The 14,016-nt window shown below is 69.3% G+C and carries 13 protein-coding genes; 7 read left to right on the plus strand and 6 right to left on the minus strand.

Annotated elements, in window-relative coordinates; translation table 11 throughout:
* Positions 1 to 37: 37 nt before the first annotated feature.
* A complete protein-coding gene (locus NQU55_RS16360) occupies positions 38 to 1,576 on the minus strand; it encodes a hypothetical protein (RefSeq protein ID WP_168094647.1) in 1,539 nt (512 codons plus the stop codon).
* A 409-nt stretch (positions 1,577 to 1,985) separates the two neighbouring features.
* Complete coding sequence (locus NQU55_RS16365; RefSeq protein ID WP_168094646.1) at positions 1,986 to 2,948, minus strand: LysR family transcriptional regulator; 963 nt, start codon at positions 2,946 to 2,948, stop codon at positions 1,986 to 1,988.
* A gap of 152 nt (positions 2,949 to 3,100) precedes the next feature.
* On the opposite strand from NQU55_RS16365, the gene NQU55_RS16370 reads away from it, so the two are divergent.
* The 3 genes from NQU55_RS16370 to NQU55_RS16380 are packed head-to-tail and all read left to right on the plus strand — an operon-like array spanning position 3,101 to position 5,080.
* Entirely contained in the window at positions 3,101 to 3,865 is a 765-nt protein-coding gene (locus NQU55_RS16370) for an alpha/beta fold hydrolase (RefSeq protein ID WP_168094645.1), read from the plus strand.
* A gap of 46 nt (positions 3,866 to 3,911) precedes the next feature.
* Entirely contained in the window at positions 3,912 to 4,211 is a 300-nt protein-coding gene (locus NQU55_RS16375; RefSeq protein ID WP_206329721.1) for an alpha/beta fold hydrolase, read from the plus strand.
* A gap of 23 nt (positions 4,212 to 4,234) precedes the next feature.
* The gene (locus NQU55_RS16380) at positions 4,235 to 5,080 is read left to right on the plus strand and encodes a phosphotransferase family protein (RefSeq protein WP_168094649.1); all 846 of its coding nucleotides are present in this window, start codon (positions 4,235 to 4,237) and stop codon (positions 5,078 to 5,080) included.
* A 776-nt stretch (positions 5,081 to 5,856) separates the two neighbouring features.
* Here the strand turns inward: NQU55_RS16380 and NQU55_RS16385 are convergent.
* Positions 5,857 to 6,756, minus strand: coding sequence for a DMT family transporter (locus NQU55_RS16385; protein ID WP_168094644.1), 900 nt, complete (start codon positions 6,754 to 6,756; stop codon positions 5,857 to 5,859).
* A 194-nt stretch (positions 6,757 to 6,950) separates the two neighbouring features.
* On the opposite strand from NQU55_RS16385, the gene NQU55_RS16390 reads away from it, so the two are divergent.
* Complete coding sequence (locus tag NQU55_RS16390; RefSeq protein WP_168094643.1) at positions 6,951 to 7,412, plus strand: SRPBCC family protein; 462 nt, start codon at positions 6,951 to 6,953, stop codon at positions 7,410 to 7,412.
* A 204-nt stretch (positions 7,413 to 7,616) separates the two neighbouring features.
* Here the strand turns inward: NQU55_RS16390 and dmpI are convergent, their stop codons facing one another.
* A complete protein-coding gene (gene dmpI / locus NQU55_RS16395) occupies positions 7,617 to 7,799 on the minus strand; it encodes a 4-oxalocrotonate tautomerase DmpI (RefSeq protein ID WP_168094642.1) in 183 nt (60 codons plus the stop codon).
* 199 nt (positions 7,800 to 7,998) lie between these two features.
* On the minus strand, positions 7,999 to 8,925 hold the full coding sequence (locus NQU55_RS16400; RefSeq protein ID WP_308402244.1) for a LysR family transcriptional regulator: 927 nt from the start codon (positions 8,923 to 8,925) through the stop codon (positions 7,999 to 8,001).
* Here NQU55_RS16400 and NQU55_RS16410 point away from each other — a divergent pair.
* Complete coding sequence (locus NQU55_RS16410) at positions 8,875 to 9,777, plus strand: RICIN domain-containing protein (RefSeq protein WP_256790773.1); 903 nt, start codon at positions 8,875 to 8,877, stop codon at positions 9,775 to 9,777. The two genes, NQU55_RS16400 and NQU55_RS16410, sit on opposite strands and share 51 nt — an antisense overlap.
* A 402-nt stretch (positions 9,778 to 10,179) precedes the next feature.
* On the opposite strand, the gene NQU55_RS16415 is transcribed toward NQU55_RS16410, so the two are convergent.
* Positions 10,180 to 11,817, minus strand: coding sequence for an ADP-ribosyltransferase domain-containing protein (locus tag NQU55_RS16415; RefSeq protein ID WP_256790774.1), 1,638 nt, complete (start codon positions 11,815 to 11,817; stop codon positions 10,180 to 10,182).
* Positions 11,818 to 12,148: 331 nt separating this feature from the next.
* Here NQU55_RS16415 and NQU55_RS16420 point away from each other — a divergent pair, with 331 nt between their 5' ends.
* Positions 12,149 to 12,826, plus strand: coding sequence for a macro domain-containing protein (locus NQU55_RS16420; protein WP_168096690.1), 678 nt, complete (start codon positions 12,149 to 12,151; stop codon positions 12,824 to 12,826).
* Between the two features lie 270 nt (positions 12,827 to 13,096).
* A complete protein-coding gene (locus NQU55_RS16425; RefSeq protein ID WP_256790775.1) occupies positions 13,097 to 13,975 on the plus strand; it encodes a 3-hydroxybutyrate dehydrogenase in 879 nt (292 codons plus the stop codon).
* Positions 13,976 to 14,016: the final 41 nt, after the last annotated feature.

Raw genomic sequence — 14,016 nt, forward strand, 5'->3', positions numbered from 1 at the left:
GCCAGCCGCATCAGCCGAATCGGCAGCGTCAGCAGCGTCAGCCGCAGCTGCCCGTAACCCGGGGCGACGGGGCCAGGTAGAGGTACCAGTCGGCCCCGTCCGGCATCCGTAGGACGCATGGCGTCCAGCCGCGCGCGAATCCCGGCGCCCCCGGGACGCGAGCGGCGGTAGCCACTGGTTCCGACCGGGCCCGCTGGAGTAGTTCGTCGACGTTGGTGGACGTGTTGTTGCCGGTCAGCGCTTCGGACGAGCAGCCCGCGTGGAAGGCGACGGAGACGATCTCGGGACCGACCAGGGTGCACGGCGGGCTCAGACCGGCGCGGTGCAGGCGTTCGGCGGCCTGCAGAGTGTCGGCGCGGAGGCGCACCTGATCGCCGACTCTCCGCTGGAGTACGAGGTATTGGGAGGTCAGGTGCAGGGCGAAGGCGGTGCCCAGCACCACGGCCACGACCGGGCGCCATCGCCGCCGGGCGCCACGCAACAGGGCCACGGCGCAGGCGGCGACGGGGATGGCGAGTAGGGCGTAGGCGGGGATGAGGAAGCGGGGGGCCGCGTAGTCGAGGAGGAAGAGGTACTGCAGCGACATCGCTGCCGCGCAGGCCAGGGGCAGTGCGATCACCGCCACCCGTGGCATGCCGCGCCCAACGGAGGTGGCGGTTCGGTCGCCGTGCCGGCGCCTGGTCCTCCTGGTCAGGACCAGGGCCAGGGACGCGACGGCCACGACGGGCGTGGCGAGCCACCACAGCGACAGCAGCGGATAGTCCCAGGGGATGTGGCACGGGCGGCACAGCAGCGGCCCGTTGAGGGCGCGCAGGTGCATGCCGAGGGTGTTGGTCCACCCCATGCCGCCCTGGACACCGCTGCCGTCCCGCAGCCGGGCCACCGGACCGCCGAAGTCTGTGTACGCCTCGGCGAGCCACGGCACCAGCCCGGCCGCGAGCCCGCCCACTACCGCGGCCGCCGGGCGCCACCGGCGCCACGAGGGCACCGCCGCCACGGCTGCGAGCAGCGCGAGCGCGAGGAAGACCGCGTCGGGCGGGCGCATCAGTGCGGTGAACGCCACGCTCACCGCCACCCCTGCCCAGGCGCCGCGCGGCCCCGGCCTGGCGGCGGCGACAGCGGCAGGGGCAGCGGCAGGGGCAGGGGCAGGGGTAGGGGCAGAGACAGCCCGTAGGAACCATCCCGTCGCGGCCGTCGCCCCGTAGGCGACGTACAGGTTCGGCATGACCTCGCCCGCGTAGAACTGCACGACCCACAGGCCGGCGAACACCGCCGCAGCCGCCGCCGTCACGGCCTCGCCGACCAGGCGGCGCCACGGCCAGAAGGCCGCCAACAGGCCGGCCGTGGCCAGCGCCACCATCCAGGTCCGCAACACCACCACCGATGCGCTGAGCAGCACCGCAGGCGCGGCCAGCCAGCTGATGCCCCGGGCCCGCGGCGCGCTGAAGTACGCGGCCGGCACCCGCGGGCTCACCTGGCTCACGTACACGGCCTCGTCCCAGCCCAGTGGCAGCCGCAACGGCACCACCAGCAGCTGCACCACACCGACGGCCACCGCCACCCACACCACCGGCACGATTCCGCGCCACCGCCGGCCTCCCGTCGCGCGGCGGGTGCGAGCACGGGCCGGGCCGGTGCCGCGTCGGGCGGCGGGCCCGGTTGCGGGATTGCGGTCGTCAGCGACCGGACGGCCGATCCGGGACAAGCTGTTCCAGGGCAACCTGATCCAGGGCAAGCCGATCCAGGGCAAGCTGATCAGTCGGTACCCCAGGCCCGACCGGTCCGGCATGCCGCGCCCTCCTCACCTTCCCGAACCTTCCCGAGTGGTCACGGTTGATTTCACAGTAAGTTCCCTGCGTAACGGGCGCACCGTGGTGTCATGCCTACGAGGACATCGCCTGTTACGGCACGCAACCAGGGTGACTCGCACTCCCGTGCGATTGGGTGGTGCGGTGGGCCGGACCGGTGGACGGCTGCGGGCTCGATCAGGTGGCGGCCGGGGACCTCGTTACGCACCCAGCTGAGAGGGCCGCTACGGAAAACGGCAGGCTGTTGCAGGCGTCCAGGAGGGCGGCGAGCCGGCGGGAAGGCGGGTCGGGCCGCACCGCCAGGTACGTCCGGACGGCCGGGGCAGGGGCGGCGAAGGGGCGGAAGGAGATGCGGGGAGCCGGTTGGATGTCGGCCTGCGAGGCGTAGTAGACGGTCCAGCTGGGCCTGCCGGTGGCTATCGCGGCCAGGGTGTCCTGGTCGGTGGTGAACGCAGGACCCATGACCGGTTCGAAGCCGGACGCGTGGCAGGCGTCGATGACCGTGTCGACCAGGAGGGGGTTGGCATCGCGCGGTGCGATCCGTAGGGGCAGGCCGGCCAGGTCGGAGAGAGCTACCTCCGGCTGCGCGGCCAGTGGATGTCCGGCGGGCAGCGCGGCGACGAGGGCATCGCACCAGAGGGGGAGCAGCTCCAGGCCCGGGCTGTCCTCTGCACCGTCTGTGCGGGGTAGGGGGGCCGCACCCCGGACGAACGCGGCGTCCAGTTCGCTGTCGCGGACTTGCTGGAGCCGGGCCGCCTGGGGCGTACTGACCAGCTCGACCAGCAGCTGCGGGGCCCGTTCGGTGAGGGCGGTCAGTACGGCGTCCAGGCGGAGGCCGAGTCCGGTGCTGGTGCCGATGCGCAGGGTCGCTTCCTGTTCGGCGCGGAAGGCGGACATGGCCTCGTTCGCCGAACGCTCGGCCTGGAGGAGGGCGTGGGCGTGAGCCAGGAAGACGTGCCCGGCGGCGGTCAGTGTCACGGTGCGGGTCGTGCGGTCGAACAGCTTCAGGTCGAGTTCGCGCTCAAGCCTCTGGATCTGCTGGCTGACGGTCGGCTGAACGATGTGCAGCCGCTCGGCTGCCCGCCCGAAGTGCAGTTCCTCGGCCACCGCTACGAAGTAGCGCACCTGCCGCAGTTCCACGTAGCCCCCTGCTGACCGCTCTTATTGATCATGGTCCTTGATCAGTTTAGGAGCGGACTGCTCATTGGTCGTCACCGGCCTGTCCGCTGGAATCGCCCTGGGGAGCCCAGGAATCCCGGGGAGCCCGAGGGGCAGGGGAAGGGAATACGACAATGGCCCACGCGACCGTCAATGGCACGAGGCTCCACTACCAGGACTTCGGCACCGGCCGGCCCTTGGTGTTCCTGCACGGCTGGGGCAGCAGCGGCCGCGTGTGGGACGTTCAGGCGGCCGACCTCATGACCGACCACCGCGTGATCACCCTCGATTGGCGGGGCTGCGGCAGATCGGACCGGCCCGCCACCGGCTACACCATCGCCGACATCACCCACGACATCCTGGAGTTCGTCGACGCCCTGGAGCTCGACCGTCCGGTGCTGATCGGGTCGTCGATCGCCGGGGCGTACATCATCGAGGCCGCACTGGCCGCCCCGGACCGGATCGGCGCCATCGTGCCCGTCGGCGCGGGCGTCCACCACTTCTGCGGGATGCGGGAGGTGATGGACAAGCTGCTGGCGGACCTACGCGCCGACAGGGCGGGCACCCTGGCCGGCTTCGTCCCGCACTGGTACCGCCCGGGAGTCAGCGAAGCCCTGATCGACTGGACGGTCCGGCAGGTCCTGGACTCCACGTTCCTCATCGACCGGCTCGTCGTCGACCAGGCGCACTACGACCCGCGCCACCGACTGGACCGCGTGCAGGTGCCCACCCACTTCCTGCACGGCGAACTGGACACCGAAGTCCCACTGTCCGTTCCCCAGGAGTGCGCAGGCCTGATCCCCGGCGCGCGGCTGACCGTGATCGAGGGCGCCGGCCACATGCCCCAGCAGGACCAGGCCGAACGCTTCAACCGAGCGCTTCGTGAGGCCTTGCGCTGAACGACCCTCAATGGTTCTGAACCGGACTCTCTGGAAGAGAAGCACCGTGCCCGTAGCCGATGCCGATGCCGATGCCGATGCCGATGTCGCTGTCGCTGTCGCCGTCTCCGGAGGACCAGCAAGGCCCGCTACCTCGACACCGGGACGTCACCGCCCAGCGCTGATCATCTCCAGTGCGGACGACCGCATCGTGTGCCCGCACCACCAGCACGAATTGGCCGGTGGCATCCCCCACGCCCGGGTGCTGCGCGTGCTGGGCGGAATCGGCCTCCCGGCCGAGAACTCGGCACTTCTCGCGGCTAAGGTCGCCGAACACCTCGACCTCGTGCAGAGTCTGATGTTGTGAAGCTATGAGAGAAGCACAGCGCGCTGCTGAACCGCCTGCTGCCGGACGACGAACCGGACGATCTGACCGTGCGCCGGGGCCAGTTCCATCACTTGGTTATCGGCTCCGACCGGGTCGTATGCCTGGCCCGTACGGAGGCGGCGGCTGCCAGGTTGCCGGAGCGGGCAGCCGTACTGCGCACGCTCAGCGGGCTCGATCTCGGCCTCCGCACGCCTGAGGTATTGGCCTCCTCCTCCGAGGGCAGAGGCCATGATGTGGACGGGATGCCGTTCCTGGTCCTGAGCCGCATCCCAGGGGCACCTCTGGAGGCCGGGGCGCTCGACGATCCCGTCGTGGCCGATGCCGCGACGGCGCAGTACGCCTCACTGCTGGCCGGACTGGCCCGGGCCGGCACGGACGCGACGGTACGAGCGGCCCTGCCCGTGGCGCCGGAAGGCCGGTGGCGGCAGTTCGCGGCCGACGTGCGTGCAGAGCTGTTCCCCCTCATGTCCGGCAGCGGACGGCGGCGAGCCGAGCGGGAACTCAGGGCGCTCGGCAACCTTCCGCACATAACCGACGCAGTGGTGCACGGCGACCTCGGTAGCGAGAACGTCCTGTGGGAGCACGTCGACGGACTGCCGCGGCTCAGTGGCGTCGTCGACTGGGACGAGGTGGGGCTCGGCGACCCTGCCGAAGACCTCGCAGCCGTCGGCGCGAGCTACGGCGAGGACTTCTTGGGGCGGGTGCTGGCTTGTGACGGTCGGCCGACTGCCGGGCCTACCGCCCGCATCGCCGCGATCCGCGGCACGTTCGCCCTGCAGCAAGCCCTCTCCGGGCGTCTGGACGGCGACGACGAGGAACTGGCGGAGGGCCTGGCCGACTACCGCTGAGCGCCGGGCGGCGCGGGCCGAGGGAGACCGCGAGGCTTCCCCGGCCCGACGCCATGGGAATTGCACTGCTCTCAGAGCAGGCCGGCCACAGGGTTGAGCAAGGTTCCGACGAAGGCGTGGAGCCCGGTCACGACCACGCTCAAGAGCGGACCGACGTGGGGCAAGAGCATCGCTGCACTCCTGTCATATGGGCCGCTCATCATTGCGGCCTGGTGACCGGATCAACGACGCTCCGCGCGGTCGGACACGTCCAGCTGGCTAGCCCTCCTCCAGTAACGGTGTGACGGTCGTAGGAGGCCTTGACCCTCCGCTGTAGTGTCAGCGGCCGCTACCGGCGTACGGGTGTACCGGCGCTACCGGCGCTACCGGCGTCCGCGTAGCCGCCCGAGCAGCTTGCGGGCCTGGTCACGTTTGCGCGGGTCGGCTGCAGCGCGCCGGGCCGACGCGATGGTCCGCTGTCCCTGTGGGCTGCGGGCGAACTGCTTGATGCGTGTCAGCAACCCCGCCATGGCTCCTCCTTCGGGCTGTCTATCTTCCGTTTACCCGATGGAACCCCGGTGATGTCCGTACGAGGTAGGCGGACCGCAGGGTCCTGGAGCGTCTTGGAGCGCGTACGGCGGACACGCGTAGCTCACCGACTCCGGCTGTGGGGCCATGGAGCCGGAAGGGTCACCAATGGCAATGGCAACTGGAGGGGGCGGCAAGTCTCCGTGACGGATGGACGGATGGACGGATGGACGCACGGGTGGGCGTGCGGGCGGTTGTCGACGGACAAGTCACGTGGCCGGCGGCTCAGATGATTCAGACGACTCGGATGACTCATCGGCCTCCGTCTCGACCCCGGGGAGGAGCAGGATGCCCCAGGTGACCAGCACCGCACCCACCCCTTCCGGGATGAGCCACCAGCCGGTCCGTACGCGCTCGCCGTACACGAGGCCGCCCAACGCCAGGCTGACCAGTGCCTCGCCGAGGGTGAGGGCCGGCTGAGAGGCCACCAGTGGCCCCGACTCCATGGCGTTGGCCAGGAGGAAGAGCGCCAGGCCGCCGGCGGCGAAGAAGCCATACGTCTGCCAGCAGGTGAGAAAAGCCCCGGCGCCTTCCCGCTCGAAGACGTCGGTGGCGGTCGTCATCAGGGTCGCCGTCAAGGCGTAGCTGATCGCCGACGCGGAGCTGAACAGTGCCGCCCTGCTCATACCGCGGGGCCTGGTGAGGGCTGCCATGACGCAGAGGGCCATGGCGCCCAGGGTGGAGACCAGGGTGAGGACCCACACCCAGGCGGAAACCTCCCCGTGGCCCCCGGAGGGCGCGGCGGCGAACAGCGCCAGCCCCAGCCCGAAGGCCACCATGAGGGCGGCGGCCCAACCCGTCGCGGAAAGGCGGCGGTGGGAGAACGCGCAGGCGATGACGAGCGTGAAGGGCAGTTCCGTCACGAGGATGGGCTGGACGAGTGAGAGCGACCCGAGGTTCAGAGCCAGCGCCTGGCACGCCGCAGCGCCCACGATCACCGCGACCCCGCCGAGCCATGCCGGGTTGTGCAGTAGATGCCGGATCAGGCGCACGCTGAACGCGTCCCCGTGAGGCACGGTGCGTGCGCCGATGCGCTGGAGCACCGTCCCCGTCGCGTTGGCCGCGGCCGCCAGCAGGGCGAACGCCGCGGAGAGCAGGGTGGCTGACATGCAGTCCTCCCGTCATTCGTCCGTACCCCGGGCGTGACCGCACCGGCCGTCACGTGAGAAAGACGATCACATGGACGGGCGGACTGGGGGAAGCGGCGCGCAGGACAGACACGTCGGCTGCTGACGCGTACCCGGGCGTGAGGGGGTAGGCGCACCAGTGACCCTGACCTGACGAGAACGAGGAGTGGTCGCTGATGAGCACGGTGAAAGAGGCTGTAGAGGTCGGCGTGCCCGTCCACACCGCCTACAACCAGTGGACGCAGTTCCAGGAGTTCCCGAACTTCATGGAGGGCGTCGAGGAGGTCCGGCAGATCGACGACCGTCACAACCACTGGACCACCAAGATCGGTGGGGTACGGCGGGAGTTCGACACCGAGATCGTTGACCAGTTCCCCGACGAGCGGATCACCTGGCGGACGGTCGGCGGCGAGACGGAGCAGAGGGGAACGGTCAGTTTCCAGCGTGTGGACGAGGCGCACACGCGCGTGGTGCTGGTGATGGACGTCGACCCCAGTGGGGCCGCGGAAACGGCCGCCGACCTGACCGGGACGATCGGCCGGCGCGTCAAAGGCGACATGAGGCGCTTCAAGGACTACGTCGAGAACCGGGGCTGGGCGACGGGGGGCTGGCGGGGCCGGATCACGCCTGGGGGCTGACATTAGGCCTGCTGTGTCGCGAGGAGCCCCAGGCAGGGTGATCCCGGTCGGCCGGGCCGGCCGGCCCGGCCGACCGGGTCGGCGCCCGGCTACCCGCCAGTCCTGTGGGTCCCGCCGGTGAGGCAGCCTCGCCTCGAGACCACGTGACCCCCGGACACGTGGTCTCGAGACAGGCGTGGCGGCCCCGCCCCGGGAAAGATCGGTCTACTTGTCGGCGGTCAGCTGGCCCGCCACGCCCCAGCTGTCGGCCGGAACCTCGTGAATCCACACCTGTACGGCCTCGGCAGGAATGTGCAGGGCATCCACGAACGCGTCGGTGACGCGAGCCACCAGGTCACGCTTGAGCTCGATGTCACGGGGACCCTGCTGAATGGTGACGATGGGCATGATGGCCTCCTTGGTCTTGGACGGGAGTGCCTCACCGGCGGTCCCGGTGCGGTGCGTTCCGTCGCTGGGAACAGTTGACCGCGCGGGGCAGGTGCCCACCCAGACCCGAATGACTCTCGCAGCGATCACGATTACTGATCACTGACGGCTGACGGCTGACGGCTGACGACCGATGGCCTATGGCCGACGGTGAGGACCGCTAATCAGGTAGCGGGTGACGGGGGTGGTTCACCACCGCCTCCTCCAGCAAGCCGACCAGCCGGGAAGAGGCACCGCCCCGGACCACCAGCTCGACGGGCAGTCGCAGCCCGGAATCGGAAAAGGGGACGAAGGCCACGCGCGGCATCCGCATCATCTGGGCGTTGCCGGCGTAGACCACCGTCCACATCGGCGTGCCCGAGCCGATCGCCGCCAGGGTGTCTTGAAGGCTGCCGAATACGGGCCCCGGAGTGGGCTCGAAGCCCGCTTTCCGGCAGCCGTCGAGGACGAGGTCGACCAGCGCCGGGTGATGGCGCCGCTGAGTCAGACGGAGCGGCAGCGCCGCGAGCTCGGCGAGGCTGATTGTCGGCTGCTCAGCGAGCGGGTGCCTGGCGGGCACCGCCGCCACCAGCTCGTCCTCCCAGAGCAGGCGGCGCTGCTGCTCGTCACCGTCCTGAGCTGATGCACTGTCGATGACCGGTGCACCGCCACGCACGAAGACGGCATCCAGCCGGCCGTCGGCGAGGCGCGCGAGTCGTTCCCGTACGGGCAGCGCAGCCAACTCCACGCGAATGTCCGGCGCATGCTCCCCGAAGGCCTCCAGCACGCGGTCGAGGCGTTCGCCGAGCCCGGTGATGGTGCCGAGCCGGAAGATGCCGCGGCTGCCGCTGGTCAGCTCTGCGGCTACGGCCCGGGCGGAGTCCTCTGCCGCGAGGACGGCGCGCGCGGCAGGGAGGAAGGCTTGGCCGGCCACGGTGAGGCGGACGAGCCGGGGCGTCCGGTCGAAGAGCTCGATCTTCAGCTCGCGTTCCAGCCGCCGAATCTGCTGACTGACGGCCGGCTGCCCGATCATCAGACGCTCCGCCGCCCGACCGAAATGCAGCTCCTCCGCCACGGTGACGAAGTAACGCAACTGCCGCAGCTCCACCGGACCCCCTTCCTCACGCCTCTTCCCAGGCCCTTCGGTCGATCCTGCCGTACAGCGACTCATGAGCGGTCAGTGCTCCAGGCTCCAGTTGCAGATCACGATCTTCATGCTTTGGCCGCTTGCCGCTGGCAGAGGCTGGTTCGGGTGGGGCTCCCGGCCCCATGTACATGGGGCTGCTACCTGAGGTCGAGACAGCTGCTGGAGCGAGGAGGGTACTCGTTCGAGGGGTTTGGCTGCTCAGCCCTGTGTTCTCACCTTTACGTTGGGGAATCGTGGTGTCCCGTCACGTCACTTGGGGCAGGAGGAATCTTGAGGCTATCGCGTACGTGGCGGGCACTGGTTCTTGGCGGGCTGCTCTCGGCGCTGGCATGCGTAGCGCCGAGTTCGGGCGCCGTGGGCCGGGCTGCTGAACCCACGGCACGTGCTGCGGTCGGTCCGTTCCAGGTTCGGAACCAGGGCACGGGCCGCTGCATGGGCATGCCGGCGGGCGATGACCGGATGCGGGTCTGGAACTGCACCAGCGAGCCGTACCAGCTCTGGGACCTGATCGCCGACGGCCGTGGCGCCTACCACATGGTCACGCGCAGGGACGGCCGCTGCCTGGCAGGCTATGCCCAAGGGCCCAGCGGCTGGGCGACGTGGCTGAGCGACTGCGACAGATCGTTCACCAACGTGGATCAGCTCTGGTACGTGGACCCTGCCCACAGCGCCGACCCCGCCCGGATCGCCAACCTCTACGGCCGCGTCCTCGAACCCGACCGCGGATGGAATGGGGCCAACGAATCCCCGGTTGTGACCAACGACAATCAGGGACTGCCCAATCAGAAATGGACCCTGATCTACGGGCCCTGAAACCGGCACTACTCCTGCCTGCGGTCTGCTCCCAAGGACTGTTGAGCGGACCAGCAGCGGAGCCAGGTCCGATCGTCGCCGCGGGGGTAACCGTGTCGCGCAGGTAACGGCGGTTGCGGCGGCTACGGCAAAAGGGGCCTTGCGGAGCCTCAAGGGGCCTGCGGAGCCCGGCACGGAGCACCGCAGGCCCCGCGGCCGGTCACCTGCAGTCGGCCGACACAGCCGACTTGACCAGGTCCTCGCCAATCACCCTCGCTATCGTCGACGACTGCGACGACCCTCGGCCGGCCCATGGCCGTCTTTCACCAGGGCCTGCCACCCGCCCTCCCGTAACCCTCCGCAGGCAGGCGGGAAGCCCCGGCATCCAGCCTGCCGTGAGCCGCCCGCCGTGCCGAGGCCCGCTCAGGACACCAGAGGCTGCTCCTCCAATTCGGTCAGTTTCACGGTGCACAGACCTCCGCGCTCGGTCGTCACGTCCGTCACCTTGAGCTGTGTTCCCGGCGAGAGGATGAATTCCTCCTCGCCGGTGAAGGCGGAGAACTTGCTGATGCCCACCGCCCGGGCAGGTACCACCTCGAAGAGGGTCCGCTTGCCGCGGCTGCCGAGGAATGCCTGGGCCACGTTGAGGTTGGGCGTGCACGAGGACACACCCCACCAGGTCACGGTCCGACCGAGCGGGTACTGCGCGCGCAGGTCCAGCGAGACGCCACGCCACAGCGGCTCGGTGCGGGCGGGAAGCTGTGAAACCGCCGAGAACAGCAGCCGGAGGTACGGGAGGTACGGGACGATCCTGGCCCGGTCCGGGGAGCGCAGGACCTTGTTGATCTCCCGGTAGAACGCGGACTCGCAGGTGTAGAGGTAGAGGGCGGCTATCGCGTCCGCGGACAGGCTGCCGTTGCCGGCCGCTGCTTCCGCCCGGCTCTTGCCGAATTCGTGCGACAGGTCGACGTGCCGGTTGAGACCGGACAGCAGTTTCGCGACCGGGGCGACCGCGTCGCGGAACTCCATGAGCGGGGTGTCGAACACGCCGGTGATCGCGGGGAGGGCGAGGCCCTCGTCTTTGACGCTGGCGAGCCGTTCGAGGTAGAGCTGGTGCTGCTCCATGGTGGACGTGATGAACGCGCCCATGCGTTCGGCGATGTCGCTATCCGTCCCGCCGGCCCCGTCGGCCCCCTCCGTGCGCTTGTTCCAGCCCTTGCTCGGCAGCCAGTCGATCTGGTCGGCGCCGAGCGATGCGAGGGCATCGTTCACCATCTGGAAATGGTCGCCGTCGCAGAAGATGTCGCCCTGCGCCGCGGGGTTGGGGTGGTCGATGTGCCGGACCTCGACCTCGGGGTATTTCTCCTGGAGCCGGAGGACGATCTTCTTCAGATTGCGTGCGTGTGCGCCCCACCATGCGAAGACGACGCCGCGGTCCTCCTCGTCGGCGTTCTGCTTGGCCTTGAGAATCTCTTCGACGATCCGCTCGGCGACCGGCCGCCAGAACGCGGTGTGCGGGTCGGCTCCCCGCGCTCCCTCACTGCTGGCGGTGAGCGCCGCGTTCAGCAGCAGTACGCCCTGCGTGAGCATCGCCTGGAACCATTCCGGCGGCTGGACGGTGTCCTGCTTCTTCAGCAGTGCACGTATGTCGGCGATGGGGGTCTTCTTGGGAATCCCGTACTTCCACATCGCCGCTGCCTTGATGATGCAGCGGATGCTGACGACCCTGCCGAACTGACTGTCCTTCCAGTCGTGGAAGGTGTTGTCGAACATGGCGATGCCGGTGGCGCTTTCGGGCCGTGGATACGGGTTCTGCCCGAATATGACGACCTTCCACTTGTGCGGTGGATTGGGCTTCAGCGCCTGGAAGGTCAGTTCGCGTACGGGGACGACTTCCGGGCCTCGGGCGGGACCGATGAACCTGGCTGCGTCCGGCTGCGCTTCGATAACCGGCTTCAGGAGCGGAAGCCACGGTTCGCCGCCGCCTTTGAACAGTTCGGTGAGAGCCAGTGGGTCATTCGGGTCGGGCTGGGCCGGGGATTCGGCATTGATATCGCTCATGGTGGAGGTCCTCCGAATTGTCGAAGCGTGCTGAGGGGCATGATCGGTGAGGCAGTTAGGGGGTTACTTCCCCGCAAAAGTACTGAATGCGACAAGAGGGGGCAGGAGCCCCGACCGCCGTGCGTGCGGGCGGGCCGGTGGGGCTCTCGTCGGAGTGTCCGACTGTCGGAGGTCAGGGCTGACCTGCGGAAATCTGGCGGCAGGCTAGCACCGGCTCAGTGCGCTCGCAATCGTGATGGCGGGTCACGAACCGCCGCTGCCAGTGGCGTTGTCAGTGGGGCAAGGTAGCTTCGTAAGTGGTCGAAGGACCGGTTGCCGATTGGAGCGCACTATGACCGTGAACCGCATGCAGTCCCCGCTCAGGGTGGTGCTGACCGACATCAACACCAAGGTGGTGGAGGCATGGCGGGCGGCGTTCGCCGACACCCCCGGGATCGAGATCCGCAAAGGCTCGATCCTCGATGAGGATGTCGATGCCTGGGTCACCCCGACCAATTCCCGGGGCCGGATGGACGGCGGAGTCGACGCGGTCATCAAGCGGCACCTCGGAGCCGGAATCCAACTTCGCGTGCAGCGGGCGATCCGCGATCAGTTCGCGGGAAGTCTCCCGGTGGGCGCTGCGGTGTGCGTGCCGTCCGGGGCGGTCGCCCCGAAGTTTCTGATATCGACGCCCACGATGGAAACTTCCTCGGAGAACGTGAGGGAGACCTTGAATGTGGCCCTGGCGTGCGCCGCCGCATTCCAGACGATCCACCGGCAGAACAAGGAGAAGCCGGGCAGCATCCGGTCCGTGGCGCTGGTCGGCATGGGCGCACAGACGGGCCGGGTGCCGGCACGCGTGTGCGCCAACCTGATGTGGACGGGCTACACGCTCTTCAACGACTACTACTTCGAGGACTACGACGACCTGCGCAGCACGGTGATCGGGCAGCTCGACGACATCGAGAACGCACCTGCCGAACAGCGGGTACGCATTGAGCCGCCCAAGGACTCGGACTCCCGCCGCTGATAAGGCTCAGAGCCTGACGGGCAGGGGCGTGCCGCAGCAGCAGAGTGACTGCTGCTGCGGCACGCGCCCACTGCCCGGCTCTGCCGACGAGTCTGCCGAGGAGTCTGCCGACGAGCGCAGGGCTGGGCAGTGACGAAACTGACGTGCCGAAGCGTCCATGTCTGCGCAGCGTCGTGGAGGAACTGCATGTCATTCAGCGCCATGGTTCCGAGCGACAGTGTGGTGGTGCAGCACATCGGGTCTGCCGTCGCTCCCACCTAGGGTGCGGGCATGACAGCGTCCGCGTCCCACTCCCCGAATCCGCTGAACCCGCTGAACCCGTCGAATCCGCTGAACTCCCAGTCTCCTCCGGAACGTTCCGATCCGCGCCCTCACCCGGTAGCCACCGCCCTCGATCTGCGCGGCCGCACGGCACTCGTCACCGGGGCCGCGGGCGGCATCGGAGCCGCATGCGCCCTTCGGCTGGCTGCGGCCGGAGCACGGGTCCGTGCCCTGGACCGGGACGCTCCCGGCCTGGACGCTCTCCACGAACGGGCGGCCTCCCTGCCCGGCGCCGTCGAGAGCGTGGTGCTCGACCTCGCCGACCTCGATGCGGCCGAGGAGGCGGCCGCCGGCACCGACATCCTCGTCAACAACGCCGGCACCCAGCTCGTACGCCCCATCCAGGACTTCCCGCCGGACGAGTTCCGCGCCGTCCTCACCCTCCTCCTGGAGGCACCCTTCCGGCTGCTGAGGGGAGCCCTGCCGCACATGTACGAGCGGGGCTGGGGCCGCGTCGTCAACATCTCCTCCGTGCACGGCCTGCGGGGCTCCGCTTACAAGTCCGCCTACGTCGCCGCCAAGCACGGCCTCGAAGGGCTGTCCAAGGTCACCGCCCTCGAAGGGGCACCACACGGAGTCACGTCCAACTGTGTCAGCCCCGGCTACGTGCGCACCCCTCTCGTCGAGAAGCAGCTCGCCGACCAGGCGGCTCTCCACGACATCCCGGTCGAGAGCGTGCTCACGGGGATCCTCCTGGCGGACTCGGCCCTCAAACGCCTCATCGAGCCGGGCGAGGTCGCCGAGGCGGTGGCGTACCTGTGCGGACCGCACGCCTCCTTCATCACCGGTACCACCTTGACCATGGACGGCGGATGGACCGCCCACTGACGGACGGGCACGGGCATCCGGTGACTCACGGGCACCCGATC

Origin of the sequence: Streptomyces telluris, from assembly GCF_024519335.1 — a bacterium.
Classification (GTDB): Bacteria; Actinomycetota; Actinomycetes; order Streptomycetales; family Streptomycetaceae; genus Streptomyces; species Streptomyces telluris.

Excerpts from the sequence above, each read along its gene's own strand:
- NQU55_RS16385 (WP_168094644.1), bottom strand. The coding sequence starts at position 6,756 with ATGTCAGCCACCCTGCTCTCCGCGGCGTTCGCCCTGCTGGCGGCCGCG.
- dmpI (WP_168094642.1), bottom strand. The coding sequence starts at position 7,799 with ATGCCCATCGTCACCATTCAGCAGGGTCCCCGTGACATCGAGCTCAAG.
- NQU55_RS16420 (WP_168096690.1), top strand. The coding sequence starts at position 12,149 with ATGACCGTGAACCGCATGCAGTCCCCGCTCAGGGTGGTGCTGACCGAC.
- NQU55_RS16415 (WP_256790774.1), bottom strand. The coding sequence starts at position 11,817 with ATGAGCGATATCAATGCCGAATCCCCGGCCCAGCCCGACCCGAATGAC.
- NQU55_RS16425 (WP_256790775.1), top strand. The coding sequence starts at position 13,097 with ATGACAGCGTCCGCGTCCCACTCCCCGAATCCGCTGAACCCGCTGAAC.
- NQU55_RS16370 (WP_168094645.1), top strand. The coding sequence starts at position 3,101 with ATGGCCCACGCGACCGTCAATGGCACGAGGCTCCACTACCAGGACTTC.
- NQU55_RS16390 (WP_168094643.1), top strand. The coding sequence starts at position 6,951 with ATGAGCACGGTGAAAGAGGCTGTAGAGGTCGGCGTGCCCGTCCACACC.
- NQU55_RS16410 (WP_256790773.1), top strand. The coding sequence starts at position 8,875 with ATGCAGCTCCTCCGCCACGGTGACGAAGTAACGCAACTGCCGCAGCTC.